Here is a 26153-nt window from a genome sequence, read left to right as displayed (position 1 = left end):
GGAGGTAAAACGCTTCAGCGAAGGCTCTGGATCAGGCCTTCCAGAGTAGGCCTATCAGCTATCGGCCAATAGTTGCGCCAGTCGCGGGCGTAGCTGTGGGTGCTTGGGCACGCGTAAACCAAACGCTTCACGCAGCAGTTCCAGCAATTGGTCGACGTCGGTGATCGAGCGTTTTTCGCTGTCACCGCCCACGTGATGAACGGCGTAGTTGCCGTTGTTTAACGTACGCCGCAGGCCGGGCCCGATCAGCGCCACTTTCAACTGTTTGATGAACGGCGAATCGGGGTGGGTCGAGACATACCAGTTGCCCAGTTCATAGTCGAAGTGCGACTGCGGCTGCAGGTCGAACACGTACAGCCCTCGCCATTCCTCGCCAACCTGGGCCCACAGGGTGTAGCTGCCGTCCTTCAAGGTCAGGCGATAGGGTTCATGGGCCGTGGCCTGTGGCGCCAGATTGTCCAGCTGCAACGGGCTGCTTGGCACCATGCCACCAAACGCGACATCGCTGATGTAGCGCACACCCGCCAGGGTCACCAGGCTCAGGCGATGGGTACGCGGGGTGTGGGCATCAGGCGGCCCGCCTATGACTACTCGACCGGTGATGCCCCGAGCATCGAAGCCCAGCTCTTGCAACAAGGCCAGGAACATCTGGTTCAGTTCGTAGCAATAACCTCCCCGCCCGTCGAACAGGACTTTTTGCTCGATGCTGGCCAGATCAAGGGGCACTGGCAGTTGCGCCAACACCGAGAGGTTTTCGAAGGCGAAGGTACAGACATGGCGCAATTGCAACTGCGCCAGGGTTTCCAATGTGGGTGCTGGCGGGCTGTCATACCCCAGGCGTTGCAGGTACAGGCGGCTGTGGGTCAGGTTCGGTGAATCCTGGGACATGGCGCGATCCTTGGGCGCGGGCGAAGGTTTCACTAATACCCGTAACCGTTGCCGCTGCCAATACTGATCTGTGGCAATAGATCGTAGGAATGGGGCGCAAACTTTCTGAACCTTTCTGAACCTAATTGCATCAACTCCATATCAAAACAGGGAGGCAATATGGGCACGGCAACGATCTACACCATCCAATACAGGCTGCATGGCGAGCCCAAGTCTTTTGTAGTGCGTGCGGAGGTGATGAATAACGCCGAGGCATGGCATTGGGCCAGCTGTGACGCCGGGGTGGCCCACGTCGGACGCATTGGCCGTCCTGGCCACGAGCGCACCAAGAAGACCACGCGGCCATGGGCGGAGAAATACGGCATCACCGACGTCACCTGGATCGCCCCCAAGCGCCTGTAGGGGCTGCGGCAGGAGCTGGTTTGCCAGCTCCTGCACTGATGGGCGTGAAGTTATGGTTTCAGATCGCCCAAGGGATCATAAGCCGGCTGCTTGCCGGCTTTGTGCTTCTTGTCCAACGGCGCAATGGCCGGGCCGACCGGGTCGACCTGCGGGTCGGCCACATCCGGTGAGTCTGGGTCAAACCCCAAATCGTGCTGATCACTGGCGTGTTCCGACGAATGCGGGCCATCGGGCTTGTTCGATTGTTCAGTCACAGTCATCTCCTTCGCTTTGCTGACGATGCATACATGCGTTAGAGAAAACCCCGGCTGCCATCGTTCAACTTTCTCACGCCCACCCACAAACCATGAGAAGATGCCGCGCCGCGCAATACCCCTACTTAGTTCATGGAGACTGCATCCCGCATGTTTGAGATCAAACCTGTCGATCCGCAAACCTATCGCCAGCAGACCCGCCGCAGCACGCTGATTGTCGCGGTGATCTTCATCGCCCTGGCCATGCTGCTGTCGAGCCTGGCCGTGATGCTGTTTGGCGAGCCCGGCGGCGACAACTTTCGTTTCAATATCGGGGGAGTGGCGGCCGGCGTAGTGCTGACTATCGCCCTGGTACGCGGTCCGCTCTGGTCACAGGCCTGGCTGGCGCCGGCGATCTATGGCTGGCAGCTCAAGCGCAGCCTGATGCGGGTGACCAATGTGATGCACAAGGTGACCGAGCGGGTCCAGGCCAACGACCCGACGGCGATGAAGCTGCTGCGGTTCTATCACCTGGGGCTGACGCAGATGCATGAACTGGACGCCAATTCCAGCGCCCAGGCGCAACTGGTCGGGGAGATCGAGAAACATAAGGCGCAGATGAAGGCGCTGGGAATCAAGGCTGAACAAACGCGCCTGGATCCAGCGTGGCTGGAAGCCATGCGCGGCGCCTGACCTCATAGGAGCCCGTTTGTGGGCTCCTACAAGTGTTTGGCTCAGGCCGCGAAGATCGCGCCCAGGTCCAGACGCCCATCCTTGAGCGGCGGGCACCAGTAGTAGCCACCGGTCAACGGTGTGCTGATGCGGTACAGGCCATCGACAATCCCGTCTTCCAGGCCGCTCATGCGGCGCAACTGAGCTTCAAAGGCGTCAAAGGAGTGGCCGAACGCGAGGAACATCAACCCGGCCTGGCCATTTTCGGCCCAGGGCATGGAACGGCGCACCACAAAGGCTTCGGGGGTGAAGCTCTCCTGGGCGGTGCGCTTGACGTGGGCGGACTCTGGGGCGTCGTCCAGCTCTTCGTTATCGCCATGGCGACGCCCGATGATGTGGTCGCGCTCCTGGGCCGGCAAGGCGGCGAAACCGTCCAGGTCGTGTTGCCATTGCTGGATCGCGGCAAAGCTGGCGCCACTGCCGGCAACGGCCGCTTCGACGGCGGCGTCGTCATGGGGGTTTTCGGTGCCGTCTTCGTAGTCGGTCAGGTCAAAGCCTGTCTTGTAGCGGAAACCTTCAGTCATCTGCACCAGGCGAAAGCCCGGCGCCAGGGCTTTTTCAAAGGCCCGGCTGCGCAACAGCAACTCACCACGGTCTTCGCCATGCAACCAGCACCACAGCGCCTGTTGGGTGGACGGGTTGTGGGCACCCGGCGCCGAGATGGGCGCAAAACTGCGCAGCCCTTCGATGTGCGCGCCCAGTGCCTTGACCAGCGGCTCACCCAAACCCACCACCACTGCCGAGTCGACCAACTGCACCAGCGCGTCGAGCGCTGCCGGCACGGCGTCGATGGACTCGATGGCGAAAAACAGATGGCGTGCCTGCAACGGCACCGGTGCGGCAAGAATGCCCGGCTGGTACTGACTCATATGAACTCCTTCAAGAAAGCCGCGTAGTTTACCCGCCGCGCCCCAGTGTGCGTAGGGAAATGCGTGTAAGCCTTGCAACAGAGCCCTCCGATGGGGGAATCTCTGACTCAAGCTGTGCAACCACTCCAGGGGTAGCGACATGACCACCACTCACCTGCTTGCCAATCTATTCCCGACCGCCGAAGGCATTCCCGAACAATTTCGCCTCGCCGCCCCCATCGAGCAACGCGACTATCTGGTCGACGGCCAGTTACGCACCTGGAACGGCCCGTTGGCCCAGGTGCGCAGCCCTGTCCAGTTGGCCGGTGCCGACGGCGACACCCCCGTGATTATCGGCAGCACGCCGCTGCTGGATGCCGAGACCGCCCTGCTTGCCCTCGACGCCGCAGTTCGGGCCTACGACCGTGGCCAGGGCCAATGGCCTACGATGCGGGTGGTCGAGCGTATCCAGCATGTCGAGGCGTTTTTGCGGCGCATGCGCGAACAGCGCGATGCCGTGGTGAAACTGCTGATGTGGGAAATCGGCAAGAACCTCAAGGATTCCCAGAAGGAATTCGACCGCACCTGCGACTACATCACCGACACCATCAATGCCCTCAAGGAACTGGACCGCCGCTCCAGCCGCTTCGAGCTGGAACAGGACACCCTCGGGCAGATCCGCCGCGTGCCCATGGGCGTCGCCCTGTGCATGGGCCCCTATAACTACCCGCTCAATGAAACCTTCACCACACTGATCCCGGCGCTGATCATGGGCAATACCGTGGTGTTCAAGCCGGCCAAGCTCGGCGTCCTGTTGATCCGGCCATTGCTGGAAGCCTTCCGCGACAGCTTCCCGGCCGGCGTCATCAATGTGATTTATGGCAGCGGCCGCGAGACCGTCAGTGCGCTGATGGCCAGCGGCAAGGTGGATATCTTTGCGTTTATCGGCACCAACAAGGCAGCCAGTGACTTGAAGAAGCTGCACCCGCGCCCACATCGCTTGCGAGCAGCCCTGGGGCTGGATGCGAAGAACCCCGGCATCGTATTGCCTGAGGTCGACCTGGATAACGCGGTCAACGAAGCGGTCACCGGCTCGCTGTCGTTCAACGGCCAGCGCTGTACCGCGTTGAAAATCCTGTTTGTGCATGAAGCCGTGGTCGAACGTTTTATCGAGAAGTTCAACCACAAACTCGCCAGCCTCAAACCGGGAATGCCCTGGGACGAAGGTGTGTCGCTGACGCCGCTGCCGGAAGCAGGCAAGGTGGACTACCTCAACGGTCTGGTAACCGACGCGGCGCAACACGGGGCCAAGGTAGTGAACGCCAATGGCGGTGCCAGCCGTGGCTCGTTCTTCTACCCGGCGGTGCTGTACCCGGTGACCCCACAGATGCGGGTGTACCACGAGGAGCAGTTCGGCCCGGTGGTGCCGATCGTGCCCTACCGCGACCTGGACACGGTGATCGACTACGTCCTGGAGTCGGATTTCGGCCAACAGTTGAGTATCTTCGGCACCGACCCGGCGCAAGTCGGGCGCCTGGTGGACACCTTCGCCAACCAGGTGGGCCGGATCAATATCAACGCCCAATGCCAGCGCGGCCCGGACACCTTCCCGTTCAATGGCCGCAAGAACTCGGCCGAAGGCACGTTGTCGGTGCATGACGCCCTGCGGGTGTTCTCGATCCGCACCCTGGTGGCAACCAAGTTCCAGGACAGCAACAAAGCACTGATCAGCGATATCATTCGGGACCGGGCGTCGAGCTTTTTGACCACCGACTATATTTTCTAAACTGCTCCCATGTAGGCGCGGGCTTGCCCGCGATGCAGGTGCCTCGGTGTGTCAGTGACTCCGAGGTGATGCGATCGCAGGCAAGCCAGCTCCCACATTGGACCTCATAACATCTAACGATGAGGCCTTCTTAATCCCGATGAATCTGCCGCCCTTCGCCCGCCGCCTGTTGCGGCCACTGCTCGACCCCTATCGCCGTTATCGTCATGCCAAACTGATCCACGCGGTACGGGTGTCCATCGGCCTACTCGCGACCATCCTGCTGACCACCGGTATCAACCTGCCCCACGGTGAATGGGCCTCGGTGACCATGCTGGTGGTGATTGGCGGCCTGCAGCACCACGGCAATATCGGCAAGAAAGCGGTGGAGCGGGCCTATGGCACGCTGATCGGGGCCAGTGTCGGCCTGCTGCTGGTGGCGCAACAGGCTTATCTGGGCCAACCCTTGTTGACCTACCTGTTGATGTCGGTGGTGTGTGGCTTTTTTTCCTATCACGCCATCGGCAAGGGTGGATACACCGCGTTGCTGTCGGGGATCACCGTGTTTATCGTCGCCGGCCACGGGGACAACCCACTGTCCGATGGCCTGTGGCGCACCGTCGACATCCTGATCGGCATCGCCCTGGCCCTGGCGTTTTCCTTTGCCCTGCCGCTGTATGCCGTGTACTCCTGGCGCTACAACCTGGCCAGCGCGCTGCGCGACTGCGCCGCCATCTACAGCCGGATCATCAGTGGCCAGTCGGTCACCGATGACGAGCACCTCAAGCGGCTCAATCGCTTGAATGCGGCGATGTTACAACTGCGTTCGTTGATGCCGTCGGTGTCCAAGGAAGTGCGGATTTCCATGACCGAGCTGGATGGGATCCAGCGCCATCTACGGATGTGCATCAGCACCCTGGAAATTCTCGGCAATACCCGCCCTGACCCACGGGATGAGCAGGCCATGGCCCGCTTGCAACTGGCGCTCAAGGCTGAGCATCGGCAGATTCGTGTGCAGTTGATCGGGATGGCGCGGGCCCTGCAATCCGGCGCCACGCAACGCTTGGAACGAACCAGCCTAGCTGCGCCTGATCCCCAAGCTGCCCTGGAGGCGCCAGTGCACAGTGCGTTGGATGGCTATCGGTTATTGACCGCGCAGCTGGCGGCAAATGTCGACGCGATGCACGCCCGATTGGCGAAAAGTGCCAAGGCGTGGAAAATCTGAAAAACGCTGCAACTTAATATTGGATCCACATTTTTTTCACGTTTTATTCACATCCGCAGACGTACTGTAAAGCCTCATCCGTTACAAACGTTGTACATCAAGCCCGCCGCCCCAGCGGGCTTTTTTTTGCGCGTGATTTGCTCAGCGCACAACTTTACCGGTTGCCGGCAGCGCCGACTGGCCGCGAATCGCACGCTGGGTATCGAGTACCCGCGCCAGCGCTGTTTCAGCTTCCGGGCTTTGCTGCGGCACACGAATGGCCGCCGAGACCAGGGTGATCAGCTTGGCCATGACTTCGGCGTCGGTGGCCGGGCGCCCGAGGCTCATGGAGTTCATCAGCAGGCGCAGTTCGGTCCCGGCCATCACCCCGGAAATCGCCTTGAGGGCAAATTGCAGGCGCACCCCCAGCTCATTGCGCGGCAGGTCGGGCAACGCCAGGGCGAAGGCTTCGAAGAAGCGCTGGAACACCGGCTGGTAATGCACCTTGAGGTATTCCTGAATAAACGGTGAGGTATCGCTGTAGACCCGCCCGAGGAAACGAATAAAGGACCGCCCCTCGCCGCTGGCCGGATCACTGCGCTCCAGGCCCATGGCCGGGGCGAACAGCACACCCAGCAAGGTATCGCAGTCGAGCGGTCCGTCAGACTCGGCCTCGCACCGGGCGAGCAATTCCAGGCGCTGCTCGTTGAGCGGCTCCAGGCGTTGCATCAGTAATGTTTTCATCAGGGAGTCCTTGTCCCCGAAGTGATAATTTACTGCGGCGAGATTGACCTGAGCCTTCTCGGTGATTTGCCGCAACAGCACGGCGTCGTAGCCGTACTTGATGAAAAGAGCCTCTGTCGCATCCAGCAGTCGAGTCTTGGTTACATTTGGAGCGCTGAGTTTCTTCGCGACCATATAAGTTCCACGGGGGAAATATGTTTTAAAAAAAAATTTGATTTTTTATACCGGGGCGGATGCTTGAAAGCAAGTAGTGACACTGCACCATACTATCCAAGCGCGTTGCCGCTCGCCCTGTAAACGGCTTGCCCAGGGCAGGACCAGGCGTTTTCCTGCCACCGGTATAGGCTCTGCCACCAGAACAACCGCTCTATTTCTGTGGCTGGCGAAGCTGTGGCATCACAGTTACTATTCAAACAATGTTTTTAAAAAAAGAATAAAAACCAGCTATTGGCAATCGTGACGCAGGCCCTGAAGATGTTACAACGATTTTCAGGAGCAAGCCGGATAGCCGCAGCGCAAGGCGTAGTCATGATGACAGATACTCCAACGCTCCCAGGCTTTATTTCTCTGCAAGGCATCGGCAAAAGCTACCAATTGGCCGGACAGCACCTGGCCATTCTCAATGACGTCAGCCTCTCTATCACCCGCGGAGAAAGCTGCGGCATTCTCGGAGCTTCGGGCTCCGGCAAAAGTACCCTGCTCAATATCCTCGGCCTGCTGGACCTGCCCGACTGCGGCGCCTATCACTTTGCCGGCCATGACATTTTCCACGCCACGCCGGATCAACTGGCCGCGATCCGCAACCAACAGATCGGCTTTGTGTTCCAGAGTTTCAACCTGCTGCCGCGCCTCAGCGCCCTGGACAACGTTGCCCTGCCCCTGGGCTATCGCGGTGTGTCGCGCCAGGAGTCGGTGGCGCGGGCCCTGCACATGCTGGAGCAAGTTGGGCTGGCCGAACGGGCCCATCATCGCCCCGCCGACCTGTCCGGTGGCCAGCGCCAGCGGGTGGCGATTGCCCGCGCGCTGGTGGGCGCACCGGCGGTGATTCTGGCCGACGAACCCACCGGCAATCTCGACAGTCACACCGCCCAGGACATCATGGACCTGCTGCTGGCCCTGAACCACGATCAAGGCGTCACGCTGATCATCGTCACCCACGACCCGCATATCGCCGAACGCCTGGATCGCCAGATCCTGGTGCGCAACGGCGTGGTCCACGAGGCAGAGTGCGTATGAGCCTGCGGGTCGAACAGAGCCTGAGCCAGTTGTTGCATGAAGCCTTTGTCAGCCTGCGCACCCTGGGTAAGCGCTCGATCCTGGCCCTGCTGGGGATCGTCATCGGCAGTTCATCGGTAGTCGCGCTGATCAATATCGGACATAACGCCGCCGAAGATGCCGCGATGATTTTCAAGGACATGGGCACCGACACCCTGGTGGCGCAGTTCCCGCCCAAAGGCAACAGCAATGCGCACATGCCCACCCACCTCGATCTACAAGCCGTACGCCAGGCCGTGCCGGGCATCGCCCACATCGGCGCGATTTCCTCATTCAGCGGGCCGGTGATCTTTCATGGCCGCACCACCAACGCCGGCTTGATTGGCAGCACCCCTGGCCTCAAGGAGGCGATGCGCCTGGCGCTGCGCGAAGGGCGCTTCCTGTCCGAGTTCGACAGCGGCGAAACCTACGCGGTGGTCGGCGACCAGATCGCCCAGGCGTTAAGCGCGCCCGGTGACCCGCTGCGCCTGGGCGACCGGGTGCGGGTCAACGACTACCTGTACCTGGTCATCGGCATCCTGCAGAACCAGCCGCGGTCGATGCTGATTCCGGTGCAAACCAACGAGTCACTGTTCATCCCGGCAGCCGGCATGCGCCGTATCTATTCCTCGCCGCAGGTTGGCAGCGTGGTCCTGCGCGCAGCAGCCGGCCAGGACATGGAGCACATCGCCGTCGAGACCACCAAGGCCTTGGGCGCGCAACTTACCGAGCACACCGTCGAGATCCAGATCCCCCAGCAAATGATCGACGGCATGACCCGGCAAAGCCGCACCTTCGCCTATCTGTTGCTGGCCCTGGGCGCCATCTCCCTGGTGGGCGGTGGGGTCGGGGTGATGAATGTGATGCTGATGAACGTTTCGGAACGCCGCCGGGAAATCGGCATCCGCATGGCCCTCGGCGCTCGCCAGCGCGACATCCGCAACCTGTTCCTGCTCGAAGCCGTGACCCTCACCGCCGTCGGCGCCCTGTGCGGCGCGGTGCTGGGCATGGGGGCCGCCTATCTCTATGCCTGGCTGTCGGGCTGGCAGTTTTCCCTGGCGGTGTCGGCCCTGCCCCTGGGCGTGGGCAGCACCTTGCTGGTGGGATTGTTTTTCGGGATCTACCCGGCAGTCTCGGCGTCACGCTTGCAGCCGGTGGAGGCCCTGCGCGATGAATAAACCCCTGCTGTGGCTGATTGCCCTGGTGAGCCTGCCCTGCGTGGCCGCCGATATCGTGATCCGCCCTTCGGCGCCGACCACCACCCGCAGCGGCTATGAGCACAGTGTCTCGCTCAATGCCCAGCTCACCACCCTGACCCTGGGCGACGCGGTGTACCTGGGCCTGCGCAACAACCCGGCGATTCGCAGCGCCTACCTGCAACGAGTGGCGCAGAAGTTCGACTTGCGAGTGGCCGAAGATGCCTTCAACCCCAAGCTGGTGCTCAACAGTGCCTACCGCACCACCCAGGGCAGCGACGACCGCGCCCGCAATGCCAACCTGTCACCCACCACCAGCTTGCTCGGCGAGTACGGCACCCGCCTGAGCATGGGCTGGACCCAGCAACTGAACAACGCCAACCATGCCGGGCGCTACCGCAGCGACGGCCTGGACCTGGCCATCATCCAGCCACTGATGCGTGGCGCCGGCTGGGATGCCACCACCGCCCCGCTACGGCTGTCACGCCTGTCCGAGCAAGCCAACCGCCTGAACCTCAAGGCCAACGTCGCGCAGACCATCAGCCAGATCATCGCCACCTACCGCGACTTGCTGCGTGCCCAGGAGCAACTGAGCATCGCCCAGGAAGCCCTCAAGCGCTCCAATACCCTACTGGACGTGAATAAGGCCTTGATCAATGCCGGGCGCATGGCCGAGTTCGAAATCGTGCAGACCGAGGCCGACATCGCCTCCCAGCAACTGGGGGTCGAGGAAGCCCAGAACCAACTGGACATGAGCCGCCTGGCGTTGCTGCGCCTGCTGGCCCTGGACCTGGCGACCCCGATCCGTGCCACCGAAGCCCTGGAGGCCACGCGCATGGACATCGACAAGCGTGAGGCCTTTAACCTGGCGCAGAACCAGCAGCCCGAATATCTTTCGGCGCTGCTGGGCAGCCAACAGGCCGACCTCAACCTGGTGCTGGCCAAGGATTCCGGGCGCTGGCAGGTCGACCTGGTGGGCGGCGCCAATCAGATCCGCGCCAACACCGACAACGACGCGGGCAGTACCAGCAATCGGCGCTGGGACAGTTATGCCGGGGTCCAGGTGCGCATTCCCATCGGCGATATCAGTACCCGCCAGGCCGAAGTGCGCGCACGGGTCAATGTGGAGAACCAGGCCATCCTGATCACCGACGCGCGCCAGGAACTGGAGCGTAGCGTCAATAACGTGGTGCGCGACCTTGGCACCCGCTGGCGCCAGTATGAAATTGCCCAGCGGGCGGTGGAACTGTCCCGGCGCAAGATCGAGATCGAACGGGACAAGCTCGGCGCCGGGCGCTCCACCAACTTCCAGGTGCTGAGTTTCGAAGCGGACTTGCGCAACGCCGAAAACGCCCGCCTCAATGCCCTGATTGCTTACCTGAATGCCCAGACCCAGCTCGACCTGACGCTGGGCATGACCTTGGAAAGTTGGGAAATTGCCCTCAATGACTACTAAAAAAGCCCTGCTGGGCGTTGCACTGCTGATACTGCTGGGCGCTGGCGGATTCGCGCTGCTCAGTCGCCCAACGCCTGCCGCCGATCAGACCGGCACGGCCGAGCAATGGCTGGAGGTCAAGCGCGAGGCCCTGGTGCACCAGATCGGCCTGGTGGGCAAGATCGAACCGGACACCACCGTCACCCTGACAGCCCCCTTCGACGGCAATGTGCAGGCCAACCTGGTGGAACAGGGGCAACGGGTCGAAGCCGGCCAGGTTCTGTTACGCATGGACCCCGCCACCCTCGAAGTGCAACTGCGCGAAGCGCTCTCCGCCCAGCTCAAGGCCCGGCGGACCGTGCAGGAAATGCAGGACTGGGACAGCGGCCCCACCGTCAGCCGCGCCCGACGCAGCCTGCGCACCTCGCAAATGAGCGCCGACAACACCCAGCGCAAACTGGTTGAAAGCGAGAACCTGTTCAAGCGCGGCATCATCCCACGCAACGAACTGGACGACCTCAAGCAACAGGCCCAGCAGCAACAGTTGGACCTGACCGCCGCCCGCAGTGAACTGCAACAGGCCCTTGATCAGGGCAAGGGTGAATACCGGCAGATTGCAGACATGGAATTGACCAACGCCACGGTCAAGTACGACGCCCTGCGCAAACTGCTCGAAGGTCAGGAGGTCAAGGCGCCGTTTTCCGGGATCGTCGTGCCGCCACCGGGCAGCGCCACCCCGCAAGGCAGCGGCAACAGCAACGCGCCGGTACAGGCGGGCAGCAAGGTCAGCCAGGGCCAGGTGTTGTTCGGGCTGGCCAATATCGAACGCCTGAAGATCGTCGCCAAAGTCTCGGAGCTGGATATCAACCAGCTGCATCAGGGCCAGCCGGTGGAAGTCATGGGCGACGGTTTCGATGGCGAGCACCTGAGCGGCTCGGTCAGCGTGGTCAGCGGCCTGGCGATCGCCAATGACAGCCAGGGCAGCGCGCAATTTCCGGTGACCCTGTCGATTCCCAAACTGACCGAGAAACAACTGCAAAGGGTCCGCCTGGGCATGAGCGCACGCCTGACCGTCGTGACCTACAACAATGACCAGGCGATCATCGTGCCTGCCCAGGCGATCAGCCATGATGCCGGGACCATGAGCGTGGAGTACCGGGCGGCAATGGACCAGCCGATGAAACGGATGACAGTCACCACGGGCCAGTCTACCGCCCAAGGCGTAGAGGTATTCGGACTCAAGCCCGGGTTTGTCAGGCTGGATGCAACCCCAAGATAAACGTAGATCCAAAATGTGGGAGTTGGCTTGCCTGCGATGGCGGTGGGTCAGCCGCCAGAAACAGTAACTGGACTACCGCTTTCGCGAGCAAGCCCGCTCCCACAGGGAATCTCACTCAGGCAGATAATTTTGGCCCCACCACAACTCAAATGTGGGAGCTGGCTTGCCTGCGATAGCGGTGGGTCAGCTGCCAGCAACAGTGACTGGACTGCCGCTTTCGCGAGCAAGCCCGCTCCCACAGGGGATCTCACTGAGGCAGAGAATGTTGGCTCCACCACAAATCAAAGGTGGGAGCTGGCTTGCCTGCGATGGCGGTGGGTCAGCCGCCAAAAACAGTAACTGGACTGCCGCCATCGCGAGCAAGCCCGCTCCCACAGGGGATCTCACTGGAGCAGATGATTTTGGCCCAGCACAAATCAAATGTGGGAGCTGGCTTGCCTGCGATGGCGGTGGGTCAGCCGCCAAAAACAGTGACTGGACTGCCGCTTTCGCGAGCAAGCCCGCCCCCACAGGGGATCTCACTGAGGCAGAGAATGTTGGCTCCACCACAAATCAAAGGTGGGAGCTGGCTTGCCTGCGATAGCGGTGGATCAGCCGCCAGAAACAGTGACTGAACCGCCGCCATCGCGAGCAAGCCCGCTCCCACAGGGGGCCTTGTCGGCGGGGCGATTTTGGATGCACCACAGCTCCCACCTTTAGAGTTGCGCCAGCTTTAGCGCCAGTGCCTTGGCCTGAAGCGCCACATCCGTCACCGCCGTGCTCTCCCACCACATACCGCGCAGCGGCGGGCCCATGGCGAAGAGTCGCTCACTCACAACGCCGTGCTCATCCAGTACCGCACCCGAGGCATCCGCCGCTATCCCCAATGCCAAGGGCCCGGGTTTGATCAAGCCGCGGGCCAGCAATTGCCTGGGCAACGGCCGGGCCACGCGGCGCCAGTCGTATTCGATCCCGCTGGAGTTGATCAACGCCGCGCCACTGAAGTGGGTGGTGTGCTGTTCGCCACGACGGCGCAGGCGCAGGGTCACTTCGCCGTTTACCGTGGGCTCCAGGCCCAGGAACGAGGCCGCGTGGATACGCAGGCGCCCCTCCCCGTGCAGGCGCGCCAGCAGTTCGGCGCTCAGGGGTGGCGAGCGATGATGATGGCTCTCCCACCAGGGCCGCACATGGCGCACGAACTGGCGTTTCTCGCGCTCGCTGGCCTGGCTCCACAAACGACCGATATGGGCGCGTACGGTGTCCAGCGGTGCTTGCCAGTCGATGCCCTGGGCCAGGGCTTTCTGACATTCGCGGCGCACTGCCCGCAGTAATTGCAGTGGGCTGCGCAGGCCATGATCGTCAGCGAGAAAGTCCGCCCACGTAGGGGGTTGCCGGCGCACATGGGGCAACAGGCCATGGCGCGAAAAGATCTCGATCGGCCCGCGATGGCCAGCCTGTTCCAGTGACACCACGGCGTCGACCATGGTCAGGCCGGAGCCGATGATCAACACCGTGGCGTGTGGGTCCAGTTGCGTCATGGCGCGCACATCCCACGGATCAACCGCCACCGCATTCAAACCGCTGGAGTGGGTTTGTGGCGTGCGCGCCGCCGGAAACATACCGGTGGCCAGTACGGCCCGGGCACCGCGCAGTGCCTGGCCATCATCCAGGGTCAGGCGCACGCCGCCCGGCTCTACCTGCACGTCGATGACCTCGGCGCGAATATGCTCCACGGTTGACGCCGATCCCGCCCGAGCCTGCGCCAGCCGCTGTTGCGCGTACACGCCAAAGATCCCCCGGGGTGGAAACAGCTCGCTGACCGGCACGTGCTGCTGGTCCGATTCCGGCCAGCCGCCGGCGGCGATGTACTCGCTCAACCAGTGGGTCAAGTCATCGGCGTTGTCCGGGTCCACACTCATGCGCGCCGCATTGCCATTGAGGGTGTGCCCCAGCTCCACCGCGCTATAGGCTTCGCCTCGCCCCAGTTCCGTGCGCGGCTCGATCACCAGAATCTTCCGCGTGCCGGGCAAACGCAACAGCTGCACAGCCAGCAGCGTGCCGCTCAGGCCCCCGCCGATGATCAGCACATCGGCGTTGCGGATGGCCTTTGTCGCCTGTCCGCGTTCGGTTTCACTCATGCAAATACGCCCTTACTGGTTGCCCGAAGAATGCTCATGCCATCGCCTGCGCCGGTGTAAACCCGCGTGCAGAGCGACGTGGATGCGTTAGTTATATAGCCAGGTGCGCTCCGTTGCACGAGTTACGCCAAGATTGAGAACCCCATGATTCCTCACTTTGCGACAGCTCCATAGCCATGCCACACACGGTTAATCAGCAAACTGTTGATTGACTGTTGGCGGGCGAACAGTGGCGCATGCAACCGCAGATTTACCTGGAACCGCCGCAAATCAGGCTCAAACGCCCTGCACTTTCTCGATTGCGATGAAACTGTTAGCGCCATTCGTGGGTTTTTCCATGGGCCGGGAACGCACACCATGGGCTGCAACGCGCCCCTTCCTGCGGATTCCCGGAGCTTTTCATGCACTTCAAGCACTCCTTTATCTGGTCTGCCCTGGCCTTGTCGATTGCCATCAGCAGCCAGGCGGCTCAGGCCCAACCGATGCCCAGCGAGCAAACCATTGGCACCCTCGAGCAGGTGTTCGCCTTCCACGACGCCATGCCCACCGGCGTCAGCGTTGCCGAAAACGGGCGGATCTTTGTCAATTTTCCACGCTGGGGCGACGCGGTGCCGTTCACCGTGGGTGAACTGCGCGATGGCCAGGTCGTGCCCTACCCTGACCTGGCTATGAACCAGGCCGATCCGAAAGACCCGGCCAAGGGTTTTATCAGCGTGCAAAGTGTGGTGGCCGATGGTCGCGGGCGGATCTGGATACTGGACACTGCCGCCCCCGGTTTCGCCTCGCCAACGCCGGGCGGTGCCAAGCTGGTAGCCATCGACCTGGCCACCAACAAAGTGGTCAAGACCCTGGTGTTTCCGAAAAACGTGATGCTGCCCAGCACCTACGTCAACGATATGCGTTTTGACTTCCGGGTGGGCGATGAAGGGGTGATCTACATCACCGACTCTTCCCTGAGCGGCCCCGGGGCGATCATCGTCATGGACATTGCCAGCGGCACTGCCCTGCGCCGACTCAGCGGTGCCACCTCGACCTCGGTAGACCCGAACTTCGTGCCCAAGGTCGAAGGCCAGGTCTTGCAGGTTCGCAACACCGACGGCAGCACCCGTCCGTTTGCAGTAGCGTCCGATGGCATCGCCCTGTCCGCTGACGGCCAGACGCTGTACTTCTGCCCGCTGTCCAGCCGCCATCTGTACTCGGTACCCACCGCGTTGCTGCGCGACACCTCGGTCAGCGAAGCGCGGCTGGATATGGCGGTCAAGGACCTGGGGGAAAAAGGCGCTTCCGATGGCCTCGAAGCCGATGCCTCCGGCGCCCTGTATGCCGGCGACTACGAACACAACAGCGTGCGCAAACGCCTGGCGGATGGACAGTGGCAGACCATCGTCCACGACCCGCGTGTGCTCTGGCCCGACACCCTGTCCATCGGGCCGGACGGCTACCTGTACTTCATGGCCAACCAGTTGCATCGCCAGGGCATCTTCCACGCAGGTCGCGACTTGCGCCAGAAGCCCTACAGCCTGCTGCGCGTGAAGATTGATGCAGCGCCGGCCCCCACCCTCTAGCTCCGTGATCAGCCGCTGCTCTTGAAGGAAGCAACATGCGCAGAACCCCACCCCGGCGCCCAGCAAAAACGCCGACCGTGACCCACCAGGACTTTTCCCTGGCCAATATCGCCAACGGCTCGCGTGTGGTGCGCCTGGGCGTCACCGATCTGTCCTTCCATCGCGCCACCGCCGCCGTGGTGGCGCTGGTCCTGCAGCGCATGGGCCTGACTGTCGAACGGCAATATGCCCTGCACGAAGTGAATTTCGAGCGCTTGCGCGAAGGCACCATCGACATGTTGGCCTCGGCCTGGCTGCCATGCAGCCATGGCGTGTACCGACAGGCCGTGCCCGCCCGTGAACTGGGCCTGCATTACCAGCCCTATGCCATGTGGGGCGTGCCCGACTATGTAAGCGAGGCTGACGTGGCATCCATCGACGACCTGCGCAAACCCGAGGTTCGCGCGCGCATGCACCCGCTGATTCAGGGCATTGGGTTGGGTGCGGGAATTACCCGGTTTTCCCTGAAAATCATGGATGAGTACGGCTTGAGCGACGCCGGCTACCAATTCCGCACCGGCACTCAGGACGATTGCGTCGACGCTTTTGAGGCCCTGTATCGCCAAGGGCACTGGGGCATCGTGCCCTTGTGGCATCCGCAGTTCCTGCACCACCGCTACCGTATCCGCGAACTGAAGGACCCCAGGGGTTTGCTCGGTAATGTGGATCGGGCAGTGCTGCTGGCACGGGAAGATCGCCTGGCGTTGCTGACCCGGGCAGAGATTCAGGTGCTGGATAATATTCGTCTGTCGAACCCGATCGTTGCCGAGCTGGATGATGCATTCAATCGGGGTGAACGCTCGGCGGATGAGGCGGCCAGGGAGTGGCTGGCGCGCCATCCGCAGATGCTGCGCGGATGGCTGGCACCGGTGAGCTGACAGCAAGCTTGGAGCCTATGGCTTATTGTGCGTAGCAGTCGCATTTTAGGGCCGCTTCGCGCCCCAACGGGAGCAAGCTCCCTCGCCACAGGTTACCGATTGCCTGCACCCTCGCTTAGCTGAACGGCAAGCGGGTTTGCCCCGCTCGCCACAGCCCCCCCTTAGATAAACTCGAACAACACCGGCGCCGGCAAGCGGGACTTGGGCAGGCCCGCATTAAAATCCTCATGGCTGTGGTAACCCACACTCACCACCACCAGGCTGGTAAAGCCGCGCTCGCGCAAACCCAGTTCGGCATCCAGCGCCTTACTGTCAAAGCCTTCCATGGGCGTGGCATCCAGGCCCAGGGCAGCAGCGCCGAGCAACAGCGTGCCCAGGGCCAGGTAAGTCTGCTTTTCCATCCAGTGTTGCAGGTCTTTGTAGTCATAACGATGCAGATCGACAAACCGCCGCCGGCCTTTGTCCTGCCCGGCCTTGGCCTGCTCATCCACAAAACGCCCATCGCTGGCTTCTTGCTCCAGCAGCGCCTGCAGGTACTCCTCGGGCATCTGGGTACGCGTGCAGAGCACAATCACATGGGAGGCATCGAGGGTCTTCGCGCGATTGAACTCAAAACCACCCTGCATACTGTCCGCAATCCGAGCTTTACCCTCGTCTTCGTGGGCAATGACAAAGTGCCAGGGCTGCGAGTTGACGGAAGACGGGCTGTTGCGCAGTTGTTCCAGCAACAATTCAATGGTTGCCACGGGAATCTTGCGCGATGAATCGAAGAGTTTGGTTGTATAACGACGCTTGGACAGGCTTACCAGATCCATAAAAGGACTCCAATCAAAATAGGCAAAAACAGCGAGTCCATCGTTACCCTTCGCCCCGCCGAGAAAAACCACCCGCACGCGTCAAGAGTTTCACTGGCACAGTGAAAGTGCGCTGTGCGCCTGCGTCCCTGCAGGGGAATCGCCCGGGTCAGTCGTACTCGACAATCCCCAGTTGCTTGGCCATGAACAGCTCATTGCGCTCGACGATTTCCTCGACCACTTTGCCTTCGGCATTGAACCGGAAGTACGTCAACGCGCTCCAGGACAGGTCTTTGCCGCTCACATCAAAACCATGCCAGATGTTGGAACCCTTGGCGTGATGCATCAACGCAACCACCACCACATCACCGGCCACCACTTCTTTCTGGAAGGTTGTCGCGATCGACTCGTAGCGCTCGGTCACGTTCAGGCGCAAGGCCTGTTTGAACGGTTCGACACCGACGATAGGCGCCGGACAATCGGGGCGGTGAACCACCACATCGTCGGCAAAAAATTCCGCTACGCGCTCAACATCCTTACCGTCGACGCAATACTTGAAGTACTTTTTCACCACATCCAGATGCTTGCTCATTTCGACTCCAATCAAGTTTTTCCCTGCACTCAACGGCTAGACTGGCAGGGGCAAAAAAAGCTTAACGGTCGGCATACACCTGAAAAATGCTGTAACTGGAAAACACCCTTGCGCGCAGTGGAGCAATGCTGATGGATCGCTGGACCGAATATGAGTTGTTTGTAAAGGTCGCGGAGCTGGGCAGCGTGACCAAGGCCGCAGACGCCCTGGACCTGTCCAGTGCGGCGGCCAGCCGGCACTTGGCGGCACTGGAGAATCGCCTGGGCGTAAGGCTGATCGAGCGCAGCACCCGGCGCTTGTTCGTCACCGAAGTCGGCAAGGTGTTCTACACCAACTCCAAGGCAGCCCTCACGGCGATGCAAGGCGCGACCGAGGCCGTCAGCGCGAGCAAAAACCACCCCCATGGGGTGTTGCGTGTGACTGCATCCTTATCCCTGTGCCTGCAACATATCCTGCAGCTGGTGCCCAAGTTCAAGGAGCAGTACCCGGATGTACGCCTGGATATCGTGGCCGAGAACCGCTACCACGACATCATTGACGACAACATCGACGTCGCCCTGCGCACCCGTGACAGTGAGCCGGACTCCAGCCTGGTGATCCGCCGCCTGACCGATACCCGACGCATACTGGCTGCCTCGCCGGACTACCTCGAGCGCTGCGGCCGCCCGCAACATCCGCAGGCGTTGGCCGAGCATCAACTGTTGCTCTACACCTACGCCACCGATCCCTATGAGCTGACGTTCCAGCGCGAAGACCAGACCATCAAGGTGCCCGCCACTCCGGCGCTGGAATCCAACGACGGCTATCTGTTGCGCGCGGCCGCGCTGCAGGGCCAGGGCATTCTCGCGCAACCCACTTATGTGATCCACGACGATATCGTCGCCGGGCGCCTGGTGCCGATCCTCAGCGACTGGAGCCTGCCTCGCCTGGAAATCAACCTCGTCTACCCCTCACGACACCACCTGCCGGCCAAGACCCGGGTGTTTATCGACTTTATCGTCAAAGAATTCCAACACCTGGATTGACCCGTCGCGCTCAGTGCCGGATCACTGCCTTGAGTACCGTCTTGAAGGTCTCCAGTTGCTCCTCGCTGAATTGGCTGAAGACCGTGTCCTGCTGCTCTCGGGCGATGGTCCACAACGACTCGGTTTCGTCGATGCCCTTGGTGGTGAGCTTTACCCGGTCCTGATCATCGCGTACCAACGCCTTGCGCTTGAGGTTGTTCACCGCCTCTTCGATCTCGCGCACCGGCATTGCCACTTCGCGCTGCAACTCGGCCAGGCTCAGGCCGGCATCGTTCTCCAGCACCATCAGCATCCGCGCTTCACTGGTGCGCAGGCCGGTGGACAGTTGGCGGGGCTGGTAGCTGGCCTGATAGGCCCGCAACGCCTGGGTCATCAGGTAATAGAGGTTATGGCTCAGGCGCCCCTGGAAATGGCTGCTCGCTGGCTGGCCCTCCTCACGGCGGGTCATGCGGGTGTGTGGCAGGACCATGGAATAGGCGCCCTGGTGATAGAGCAACGGTGAGCGGCCGCAGTCGTCGAAAGCCACCACTTTGCCAATCATGATCCAGTGATCACCCCCATCGACCTGCTGGTACTTCTCACACTCAAAGCGTGCCGAGCAGTCGGCCAACACCGGCGCCCCGCCCGCACCCGCCTGGTATTCGATCTCGGCAAAACGGTCCTCCCGGGGCCGGGCAAAGTTGTTCGACAGGTCAATCTGATCGGCCGCCAGTACATTCACCGCAAAGTGCGTGGCGGCTTCAAACACGGCGTGGCTGGTGGAGCGTTTGTCGATGCTCCAGAGAATCAGCGGCGGGTCCAAAGACACCGAGTTAAAACTGTTGGCGGTGACACCGACCTTGCGCCCGCTGGCGTCGGCGGCGGTGACCACGGTGACACCGGTGGCGAAATTGCCCAGGGCACGGCGAAAGGCGCGGGTATCGACTTGGTTTTCAATAGACATGCAAGACTCCCGGACAGGCTGAAGGCCCTGCCCTGATTATTCTTATAGGTAAGCGTAGCGTGGTCAGACCATCGCCGGGTCAGGCTCCAGGCCCATCAATTCGCGCCCGAGAATCTGTGCGCAAACGTCATAGTCGGTGTAGGCATGGGCGCCGGCGAGGTGAACGTCGCGGAACAGGCGCTGCAGTTCGTTGGTTTCAAACCAGGCGCCACCGCCCGCCGCCTCCATCAGGCGATCCACCGCCTGGATGCACATTTTAGTGGCGTAGCCCTGGTTGGTCCGCCAGAACGCCAGGGTGCCGCGGCTTGGATATTCATGGCGCTCGCTGTGCTCGGCGATCTCGTCCCAGCTTTTTTCCAGCAAGGCGCGTGCGGCGGCCACCTGGTGAGTAGACTCGGCCAGACGCATCAACGCAGGGGTCGCGGCGCCGACGGCCGCACCGGTGTAGGCGCGCACACGGTTTTTGGTTTTTTCGCGGAACACCTCGAGCATGCGCTCGGCGACTCCCAGGCCGACGGTGGAGAAACCACTGGCAAAATACGGACGGTAGGGGGCGAAGAAAATCCTGCTGTCGGGGTACAGGCCGAAGCCCGCCGACTTGCCTTCCATCATGTCCTTGGCCTTCTGGATACGGTGCTCGGGCACGAAAGCCTGATCGACGATCAGGGTCTTGCTGCCGCTGCCACGCATGCCCACGGCATACCAGTCGTCACGAATCTGATAGTCACTGCGCGGCAGTACCGCGAAGCAGTAATCCTGGGTGCCTTCGGCGTTTTTGCGGCGAAAGCCCATGATCGCCCATTCGGCGTGGTCACAACCCGAACTCCAGCCCATCTCACCGCTGAAGGTCACGCCACCCGGCACTTCTTCAGTACGCCCAAATGGCGCGATGCTGCTGCTGGCGGTGGCGTCGGGGTCGACGCCCCAGACCTCGTCCTGCAACTTGACCGAGAACATAGCCATCTGATGGCTATGGGTACACAGCAGGCTCATGGCCCACGCGGTGCTTGCGCAAGCGCCGGCCAGCAAAGCGATGCACTGGGCAAACTGCGGCAGGGAGATTTCCATGCCTCCGTACTTTTTCGGCAGAAATGCCCGGTGCATGCCGATGCCCTTGAGCAACGCAATGTTCTCGGCAGGTACGCTGCGATCTTTCTCGGCGGCGAAGGCATTGGCAGCAATGGCGGGCAAGACCGACTTGAGGTCTTCCAACAGAGGGTTTGGCTTTTTCATGGGTGCTCTCTTTATTATTGGATATCCCCATTCCTGGCCTGCCTGCGCCCTGCTCACTCGGCAGGAGGCTTAAAACAACCGGGAACGTTCGTAAAGACACGCCCAGTATGTGGCGCTTGGTCGCAGCGCAACATGCACGTTCCGGATGGAAGATTGTACTTTTCATGGCCCACAAAAAAGCCGTCGCAGAGGCTGCGACGGCTGAGTAAAGACTCTCCAATGTGGGAGCTGGCTTACCTGCGATAGCGCTGGATCAGTCGATATATGGATCGCCGACAGGACGCCATCGCAGCCTCGCTAAAGCTCGACAGCTCCCACACACAACACGGTCACCCCTTAGCGATAGCGCTCAAGCCAATGCGCGTAAGGCGCCGGCAGGGTCCAGGAAGCCTTGTCCACCCCCAGTTCCTTGGCGGCGAAGTATGCCCAGTGTGGGTCGGCCAGGTGCGCACGGCCCACGGAAACCAGGTCGAGATGACCGGCCTGCAACGCCCCTTCGGCCAGTTGCGGTGTACCGAAACCCCAGGCCGACGTGACCGGCAGACCGGCTTCGCGGCGTACGCGCTCGGCAATCGGCCCCATAAACGCTGGCCCCCAAGGGATGTTGGTGTCGGGGATGGTGAAGCCGACACTGACGCTCAACAGGTCCAGGCCGCCGTCCTTGAAACGACGGGCCAGTTCGATGGACTCGCCCAGGGTCTGTTCGTCACGCCCGTCATATTCGAGCACCCCGAAACGCGCGGTCAGCGGCAGGTTTTCCGGCCAGACTTCACGCACGGCGGCCAGGGTTTCCAGGAGGAAACGGCTGCGGTTGTCGAAGCTGCCACCGTAGGCATCGGTGCGCTGGTTGGAGTGCTCCGAGAAAAAGCTCTGGCCCAGGTAACCGTGGGCGAAATGCAGTTCGATCCACTCAAAACCGGCGTCACGGGCACGGCGTGCGGCTTGAACGAAGTCCTGTTGCACCCGGGCGATATCCTCCAGGGTCATGGCCTGGGGGACTTTCGGCAGGTTCGCGCCAAACGCGATCGCCGAGGGCGCCAGGGTTTGCCAGCCACGGACATCGTCGGCGGCAATATGGTCGTCGCCTTCCCATGGGCGGTTGGCACTGGCCTTGCGCCCGGCGTGGGCGATCTGGATGCCGGGCACCGCGCCTGCCGCCTTGATCGCTTGCACCATGGGCACAAAGGCTTGGGCATGGGCGTCGCTCCAGATACCCGCGCAACCCGGCGTGATCCGGCCTTCGGGAGCCACGGCAGTGGCCTCGACCACCACCAGGCCGGCGCCGCCACGGGCCAGGCTGGCGAGGTGGACGTGATGCCAGTCATTGACCATGCCGTCATCGGCCACGTACTGGCACATCGGTGGAATGGCGATACGATTGCGCAACGTAACGTCTTTGAGCTTGAAGGGTTCGAACAATGCAGACATGAAAAAGCTCCTGAAACGAGGGTGACGTTTGATTCGATAGTTCGATCTTAATCGAACTATGGTAAACAATGCCAGCCCTGTTATCATTCGGTTCATGCGAGCCTTTAAACACCCCTCCCCCGAAGACTTGACCCTCGAACGCCTGCTCTATGCGTTGAGTGACCCTGTGCGCCTGGACATCGTGCGCTGCCTGGCCGGCGTAGAAGAAGCCAGTTGCGGCGAGTTGGATGGCGGGCGGCCGAAGTCCAGCATGTCCCACCACTTCCGGGTTTTACGTGATGCCGGGCTGGTGCATACGCGCAGCGTGGGCACGACCCATATGAATTCGTTGCGGGCCGATGTGTTGGCCGAACGATTTCCCGGGTTGCTCGAAAGCATCCTCGCCCAACAATAAGACCGCGCTGTCACGCCCCGCGAGACAGCGCCTACAGACAGCGTCAGTAGAAATACGCCAGGCGAAACTGCAGCGAATTGTCGATCTTCACCCCTTCGCGCACCGCCGTGTCATGCATCAATTGCCCCAGCACCTGTACCTGCTTGCCCACCATCGTGGCCACGGTGAAGCCCAGCGTGCCATTGCTGCGGCTGGTGGCCAGGGTTTCATGGTCCAGCGTCTCGCGGGCGCCCCAATTGTGCCGATAGGAGATGGCCGCGTAAGTCTCTGGAGTGAAGTTGTAGCGCAGGTGGTTGTGCAGTTGCAGCAGCGGATCTTTCTTGGCATCGGTGGCGCGCTGTTCACCGTAGAACTCCGTCTCGGCAATCACATCCCAGGTGATTTTGTCGGTCAGCCCCTTGATATAGCCCACCTGGAAATCCAGGGCCCAACGGTTGTTGCTCAGGGCAAAACCCTGGTTCTTGTCACTGCCCGTGGGCGCGGTGACAAACGCCGACCAGCCCAGGTGCTGGTTGTTGGTCTGGTCCGCGAGGGTCCACAGCGTGCCGCCAAACGTAATGTCGCCCAACCCTGAGTGCTTGCTGTCGCTGGCGCCGGTCTTCTGGTAACCGAAAGGAATGACTATTTGCGGGTCCCAGGTCAGGCCGGTGTTGAAGAACTCGGTGAAGTGGATCAGGCGCAACACCCCGACGGTCATGTCCAGGTCAAGGTTGTCGGCGACTTTCTTGCCGCCCGAGTAAACCTTGTCGCCCCGTGGGTTCTGCTGGTACAGCACCACCACATCGGTGCCCTGGGGCAAGGCGGTATAGTCGCCGGGGTCCGGCTTGACGTCGGCGTGAGCCAATGGAACCAGGCTGAAGAGCAGGGTCAGGATGCTAAGTGTTTTCATGGCAAGTACCGTTATTGTTATTGGAGGCAACACTCGGCCATGACGACGTCAAAAGACGTCGCCCGGCACAGTTCAAACAAGGGGAGATCAGTGAATGGCGTTGAGGTCGGCCTGCAGATCCCGGGTGCGCTTGACCAGGTACTGGCGCAGCAACTCCATGTCTTCGCGCTGCAGAATGTCGGAGAAGTTCGGCATGCCCTTATTGATCAACGCGCCACTGACAAAGGCCGGAAATGCCGCGTGCTTGTTGTCATCCAGGTAACGCAGGTCGGGCACGACCCCGCCGCTGATCGCGTTCAGGCCATGGCAACCGGCACACAGGCCATTGAACATGCCACGCGCCTGCACCAGTTGCTCGGGGGTCGCCGTGAGTACCTGGCGGGTAGTCGGCAGTACCGGCGCGGCCTTGGGGGGTGGCAGCTCACCGGTGGCACCGAGCTTGAAGGCAATCACCCGCGATTCAGCGCGCACCTTGCCCTTGTTGGTCAGCGGGCCGGTCAACAGCGGCAGGATCCCGCCCCACCCCACGGAAAACGCCACGTACTGCTCGCCATTGACCGTATAAGTAACCGGCCCCGCCATCACCCCGGAGTTGGCCCGGTGCTCCCACAGCGGCTGACCGGTGTCGGCGCGATAGGCCACCACCCGCCCATCGGCCGTGCCCTGGAACACCAGGTTGCCGGCCGTGGCGAGGGTGCCGCCGTTGCCGGCGCTGACATAGGGTTGTTTCCAGGCCGCCTTCTGCTTGACCGGGTCCCAGGCGATCAACTCTCCGCTCCAAGCATCCCGGATCTGGTTGAGGACTTTCGGGTCTTCCGGCAGGTCCGGCACATCCAGGCCGAAGTTCACCACTGACTTGTTCGCCAGGAACTGCGGGACCTTGGCCGCCTTCAACTCGGCCAGGGTGTACTGCGCCGGAATGTACACGTAGCCGGTTTTCGGGCTGTAGGACATGGGGTGCCAGTTATGCCCGCCAAGGAAACTCGGCTGCACCACCTTGGGTTCCTTGGAATAGTCCGCCGCGCCGGTAAGGATCGGCCGCCCAGTCTGCAGGTCGATGCCACTGGCCCAGTTCACCGGCACGAAATTCTTTGCCGACAACAGTTTGCCGTTGGTGCGATCCAGCACATAGAAAAAGCCGTTTTTCGGCGCCTGCATGATCACCTTGCGTACGCTGCCATTCATCTCGATATCGGCGAGGATCATGTGCTGGGTCGCGGTGAAGTCCCACTGGTCCTGCGGGGTGATCTGGTAGTGCCAGACGTACTCGCCGGTGTCCGGGCGCAGCGCCAGGATGGATGACACATACAGGTTGTCGCCCTTGCCATTGCTGCGGAACTGGTAGTTCCACGGCGAGCCATTGCCGGTGCCCACGTAAAGCAGGTCCAGTTGCGGGTCGTAGGCCATCGAGTCCCACACCGTGCCGCCGCCACCCCACTTGACCCAGCCGTCACCGTCCCAGGTTTTCATGGCCTTGGCCATCGCCGCATTTTCCGGCGGCAGCTTGGGGTCACCCGGCACGGTGTAGAAGCGCCAGATTTGCTTACCCGTGTCGGCGTCATAGGCGGTGACATAACCGCGCACGCCAAATTCGGCGCCCCCGTTGCCGATCAATACCTTCCCCTTGACGATGCGTGGCGCGCCGGTAATCGAGTAGCTTTTGCTGCGATCAATGAGGGTGTCGACGCTCCACACCGGCTGGCCAGTGCCGGCATCCAGCGCAATCAAGCGCCCATCGAAACTGCCCACATAGACCTTGCCCTGCCACACCGCCACGCCACGGTTGACCGGACCGCAGCAGCCCTGGCCAAGGTTCTCGGCAGGGACCTTGGGATCGTACTTCCACAACAACTCACCCGTGGCCGCATTGATCGCATAGACGATGCTGAAGGCACCCGTGGTGTACATCACCCCATCGACCACCAGCGGCGTGGCCTCGGTGCCACTGTCGATATCCAGCTTGGTGGTCCAGGCCATGCCCAGTTGGCCGATATTGTCGGCATTCACGCTGTTCAGCGGGCTGTAGCGTTGTTCATCGTAGGTGCGACCGTGGCTCATCCAGTTACCGGGCTCACGGTCGGCGGCGATGATGCGCGGCCCATCGACCTGGGCCGGCCCGGCCAAGGCCAGGGTGGCGAACGCGCTCAATAGCAGGGGCGTGCCCAACAGCAGGCTCCGTGTATTCATTGTTATTGTTCTCCAACATTAATCGACTCAGGCCACGCTATTAGAGGGTCTGCCACCTGCGGCCACTTGACTGAGGCTGCCAAAGCCCT

At 61.7% G+C, this 26153-nt stretch carries 24 protein-coding genes; 12 read left to right on the top strand and 12 right to left on the bottom strand.

The genetic code is table 11. From position 1 onward, the window contains the following. Nucleotides 1–54: 54 nt before the first annotated feature. On the bottom strand, nucleotides 55–888 hold the full coding sequence (locus tag HBR93_RS15740; RefSeq protein WP_120733308.1) for an arylamine N-acetyltransferase: 834 nt from the start codon (nucleotides 886–888) through the stop codon (nucleotides 55–57). 159 nt (nucleotides 889–1047) lie between these two features. Here HBR93_RS15740 and HBR93_RS15735 point away from each other — a divergent pair, with 159 nt between their 5' ends. Beyond that, entirely contained in the window at nucleotides 1048–1290 is a 243-nt protein-coding gene (locus HBR93_RS15735; RefSeq protein WP_057436926.1) for a DUF6555 family protein, read from the top strand. A 50-nt stretch (nucleotides 1291–1340) separates the two neighbouring features. Here HBR93_RS15735 and HBR93_RS15730 read toward each other — a convergent pair whose 3' ends face one another. Continuing rightward, a complete protein-coding gene (locus HBR93_RS15730; protein WP_232544792.1) occupies nucleotides 1341–1544 on the bottom strand; it encodes a DUF6021 family protein in 204 nt (67 codons plus the stop codon). Between the two features lie 150 nt (nucleotides 1545–1694). Here HBR93_RS15730 and HBR93_RS15725 point away from each other — a divergent pair, with 150 nt between their 5' ends. Beyond that, nucleotides 1695–2216 carry a DUF3087 domain-containing protein gene (locus HBR93_RS15725; RefSeq protein WP_057959334.1) on the top strand — a complete coding sequence of 174 codons (522 nt, stop codon included), beginning with the start codon at nucleotides 1695–1697 and terminating at the stop codon, nucleotides 2214–2216. Between the two features lie 41 nt (nucleotides 2217–2257). Here HBR93_RS15725 and HBR93_RS15720 read toward each other — a convergent pair whose 3' ends face one another. Continuing rightward, nucleotides 2258–3124 (bottom strand): Dyp-type peroxidase, encoded by an 867-nt coding sequence (locus tag HBR93_RS15720; RefSeq protein ID WP_057959333.1) that lies wholly within the window; start codon nucleotides 3122–3124, stop codon nucleotides 2258–2260. Nucleotides 3125–3263: 139 nt separating this feature from the next. On the opposite strand from HBR93_RS15720, the gene HBR93_RS15715 reads away from it, so the two are divergent. Continuing rightward, nucleotides 3264–4889, top strand: a complete 1626-nt coding sequence (locus HBR93_RS15715; protein WP_169960653.1) for an NADP-dependent glyceraldehyde-3-phosphate dehydrogenase — start codon at nucleotides 3264–3266, stop codon at nucleotides 4887–4889. 139 nt (nucleotides 4890–5028) lie between these two features. Next, nucleotides 5029–6093, top strand: a complete 1065-nt coding sequence (locus HBR93_RS15710) for an FUSC family protein (RefSeq protein WP_169960652.1) — start codon at nucleotides 5029–5031, stop codon at nucleotides 6091–6093. Nucleotides 6094–6234: 141 nt separating this feature from the next. On the opposite strand, the gene HBR93_RS15705 is transcribed toward HBR93_RS15710, so the two are convergent. After that, nucleotides 6235–6990 carry a TetR/AcrR family transcriptional regulator gene (locus HBR93_RS15705; RefSeq protein ID WP_169960651.1) on the bottom strand — a complete coding sequence of 252 codons (756 nt, stop codon included), beginning with the start codon at nucleotides 6988–6990 and terminating at the stop codon, nucleotides 6235–6237. A gap of 354 nt (nucleotides 6991–7344) precedes the next feature. On the opposite strand from HBR93_RS15705, the gene HBR93_RS15700 reads away from it, so the two are divergent. Genes HBR93_RS15700 through HBR93_RS15685 form a run of 4 tightly spaced genes read left to right on the top strand, consistent with a single transcriptional unit; the run spans nucleotide 7345 to nucleotide 11980 of the window. Next, entirely contained in the window at nucleotides 7345–8052 is a 708-nt protein-coding gene (locus tag HBR93_RS15700) for an ABC transporter ATP-binding protein (protein WP_115128368.1), read from the top strand. Continuing rightward, entirely contained in the window at nucleotides 8049–9248 is a 1200-nt protein-coding gene (locus HBR93_RS15695; RefSeq protein WP_169960650.1) for an ABC transporter permease, read from the top strand. Before HBR93_RS15700 ends, HBR93_RS15695 begins: the two co-directional genes overlap by 4 nt. Continuing rightward, nucleotides 9241–10722 carry a TolC family protein gene (locus HBR93_RS15690; RefSeq protein ID WP_057959328.1) on the top strand — a complete coding sequence of 494 codons (1482 nt, stop codon included), beginning with the start codon at nucleotides 9241–9243 and terminating at the stop codon, nucleotides 10720–10722. The genes HBR93_RS15695 and HBR93_RS15690 overlap by 8 nt, the downstream gene beginning before the upstream one ends. Continuing rightward, on the top strand, nucleotides 10712–11980 hold the full coding sequence (locus tag HBR93_RS15685) for an HlyD family efflux transporter periplasmic adaptor subunit (protein ID WP_169960649.1): 1269 nt from the start codon (nucleotides 10712–10714) through the stop codon (nucleotides 11978–11980). Before HBR93_RS15690 ends, HBR93_RS15685 begins: the two co-directional genes overlap by 11 nt. 695 nt (nucleotides 11981–12675) lie before the next feature. Here the strand turns inward: HBR93_RS15685 and HBR93_RS15680 are convergent. Further along, nucleotides 12676–14097 (bottom strand): FAD/NAD(P)-binding protein, encoded by a 1422-nt coding sequence (locus tag HBR93_RS15680; protein WP_169960648.1) that lies wholly within the window; start codon nucleotides 14095–14097, stop codon nucleotides 12676–12678. A gap of 482 nt (nucleotides 14098–14579) precedes the next feature. Between HBR93_RS15680 and HBR93_RS15675 the strand changes: the two genes are divergently transcribed. Together HBR93_RS15675 and HBR93_RS15670 are read left to right on the top strand one after the other, a co-directional pair. Beyond that, nucleotides 14580–15662, top strand: a complete 1083-nt coding sequence (locus tag HBR93_RS15675; protein ID WP_233096753.1) for a major royal jelly family protein — start codon at nucleotides 14580–14582, stop codon at nucleotides 15660–15662. A gap of 35 nt (nucleotides 15663–15697) precedes the next feature. After that, nucleotides 15698–16579, top strand: a complete 882-nt coding sequence (locus HBR93_RS15670) for a glycine betaine ABC transporter substrate-binding protein (protein ID WP_169960647.1) — start codon at nucleotides 15698–15700, stop codon at nucleotides 16577–16579. A 161-nt stretch (nucleotides 16580–16740) separates the two neighbouring features. Here HBR93_RS15670 and HBR93_RS15665 read toward each other — a convergent pair whose 3' ends face one another. Continuing rightward, nucleotides 16741–17394 carry an oxygen-insensitive NAD(P)H-dependent nitroreductase NfsB gene (locus tag HBR93_RS15665; protein ID WP_057440983.1) on the bottom strand — a complete coding sequence of 218 codons (654 nt, stop codon included), beginning with the start codon at nucleotides 17392–17394 and terminating at the stop codon, nucleotides 16741–16743. A gap of 148 nt (nucleotides 17395–17542) precedes the next feature. After that, nucleotides 17543–17965: an ester cyclase gene (locus tag HBR93_RS15660; RefSeq protein ID WP_169960646.1), complete on the bottom strand. Its 423-nt coding sequence runs from the start codon at nucleotides 17963–17965 to the stop codon at nucleotides 17543–17545. A gap of 131 nt (nucleotides 17966–18096) precedes the next feature. On the opposite strand from HBR93_RS15660, the gene HBR93_RS15655 reads away from it, so the two are divergent. Continuing rightward, nucleotides 18097–18990: a LysR family transcriptional regulator gene (locus HBR93_RS15655; RefSeq protein WP_169960645.1), complete on the top strand. Its 894-nt coding sequence runs from the start codon at nucleotides 18097–18099 to the stop codon at nucleotides 18988–18990. A gap of 10 nt (nucleotides 18991–19000) precedes the next feature. On the opposite strand, the gene HBR93_RS15650 is transcribed toward HBR93_RS15655, so the two are convergent. The 3 genes from HBR93_RS15650 to HBR93_RS15640 form a co-directional block, all read right to left on the bottom strand. Then, complete coding sequence (locus tag HBR93_RS15650; RefSeq protein WP_115128375.1) at nucleotides 19001–19933, bottom strand: p-hydroxyphenylacetate 3-hydroxylase reductase component; 933 nt, start codon at nucleotides 19931–19933, stop codon at nucleotides 19001–19003. 63 nt (nucleotides 19934–19996) lie between these two features. Beyond that, entirely contained in the window at nucleotides 19997–21166 is a 1170-nt protein-coding gene (locus HBR93_RS15645) for a p-hydroxyphenylacetate 3-hydroxylase oxygenase component (RefSeq protein ID WP_057440975.1), read from the bottom strand. Nucleotides 21167–21502: 336 nt separating this feature from the next. Next, nucleotides 21503–22594 (bottom strand): NADH:flavin oxidoreductase/NADH oxidase, encoded by a 1092-nt coding sequence (locus HBR93_RS15640; RefSeq protein ID WP_115128377.1) that lies wholly within the window; start codon nucleotides 22592–22594, stop codon nucleotides 21503–21505. 58 nt (nucleotides 22595–22652) lie between these two features. Between HBR93_RS15640 and HBR93_RS15635 the strand changes: the two genes are divergently transcribed. Further along, nucleotides 22653–22988 carry a helix-turn-helix domain-containing protein gene (locus tag HBR93_RS15635; RefSeq protein ID WP_057440971.1) on the top strand — a complete coding sequence of 112 codons (336 nt, stop codon included), beginning with the start codon at nucleotides 22653–22655 and terminating at the stop codon, nucleotides 22986–22988. A gap of 43 nt (nucleotides 22989–23031) precedes the next feature. Here HBR93_RS15635 and HBR93_RS15630 read toward each other — a convergent pair whose 3' ends face one another. Together HBR93_RS15630 and HBR93_RS15625 are read right to left on the bottom strand one after the other, a co-directional pair. After that, entirely contained in the window at nucleotides 23032–23877 is an 846-nt protein-coding gene (locus HBR93_RS15630) for a transporter (protein ID WP_115128378.1), read from the bottom strand. Between the two features lie 87 nt (nucleotides 23878–23964). Beyond that, nucleotides 23965–26064, bottom strand: coding sequence for a PQQ-dependent dehydrogenase, methanol/ethanol family (locus HBR93_RS15625; RefSeq protein WP_169960644.1), 2100 nt, complete (start codon nucleotides 26062–26064; stop codon nucleotides 23965–23967). Nucleotides 26065–26153: the final 89 nt, after the last annotated feature.

This window comes from Pseudomonas sp. WS 5411 (assembly GCF_012985595.1).
GTDB lineage: Bacteria > Pseudomonadota > Gammaproteobacteria > Pseudomonadales > Pseudomonadaceae > Aquipseudomonas > Aquipseudomonas shahriarae.
Note: the sequence above shows the minus strand (reverse complement) of the source record. Positions and strands in the feature narration are given on the sequence as shown.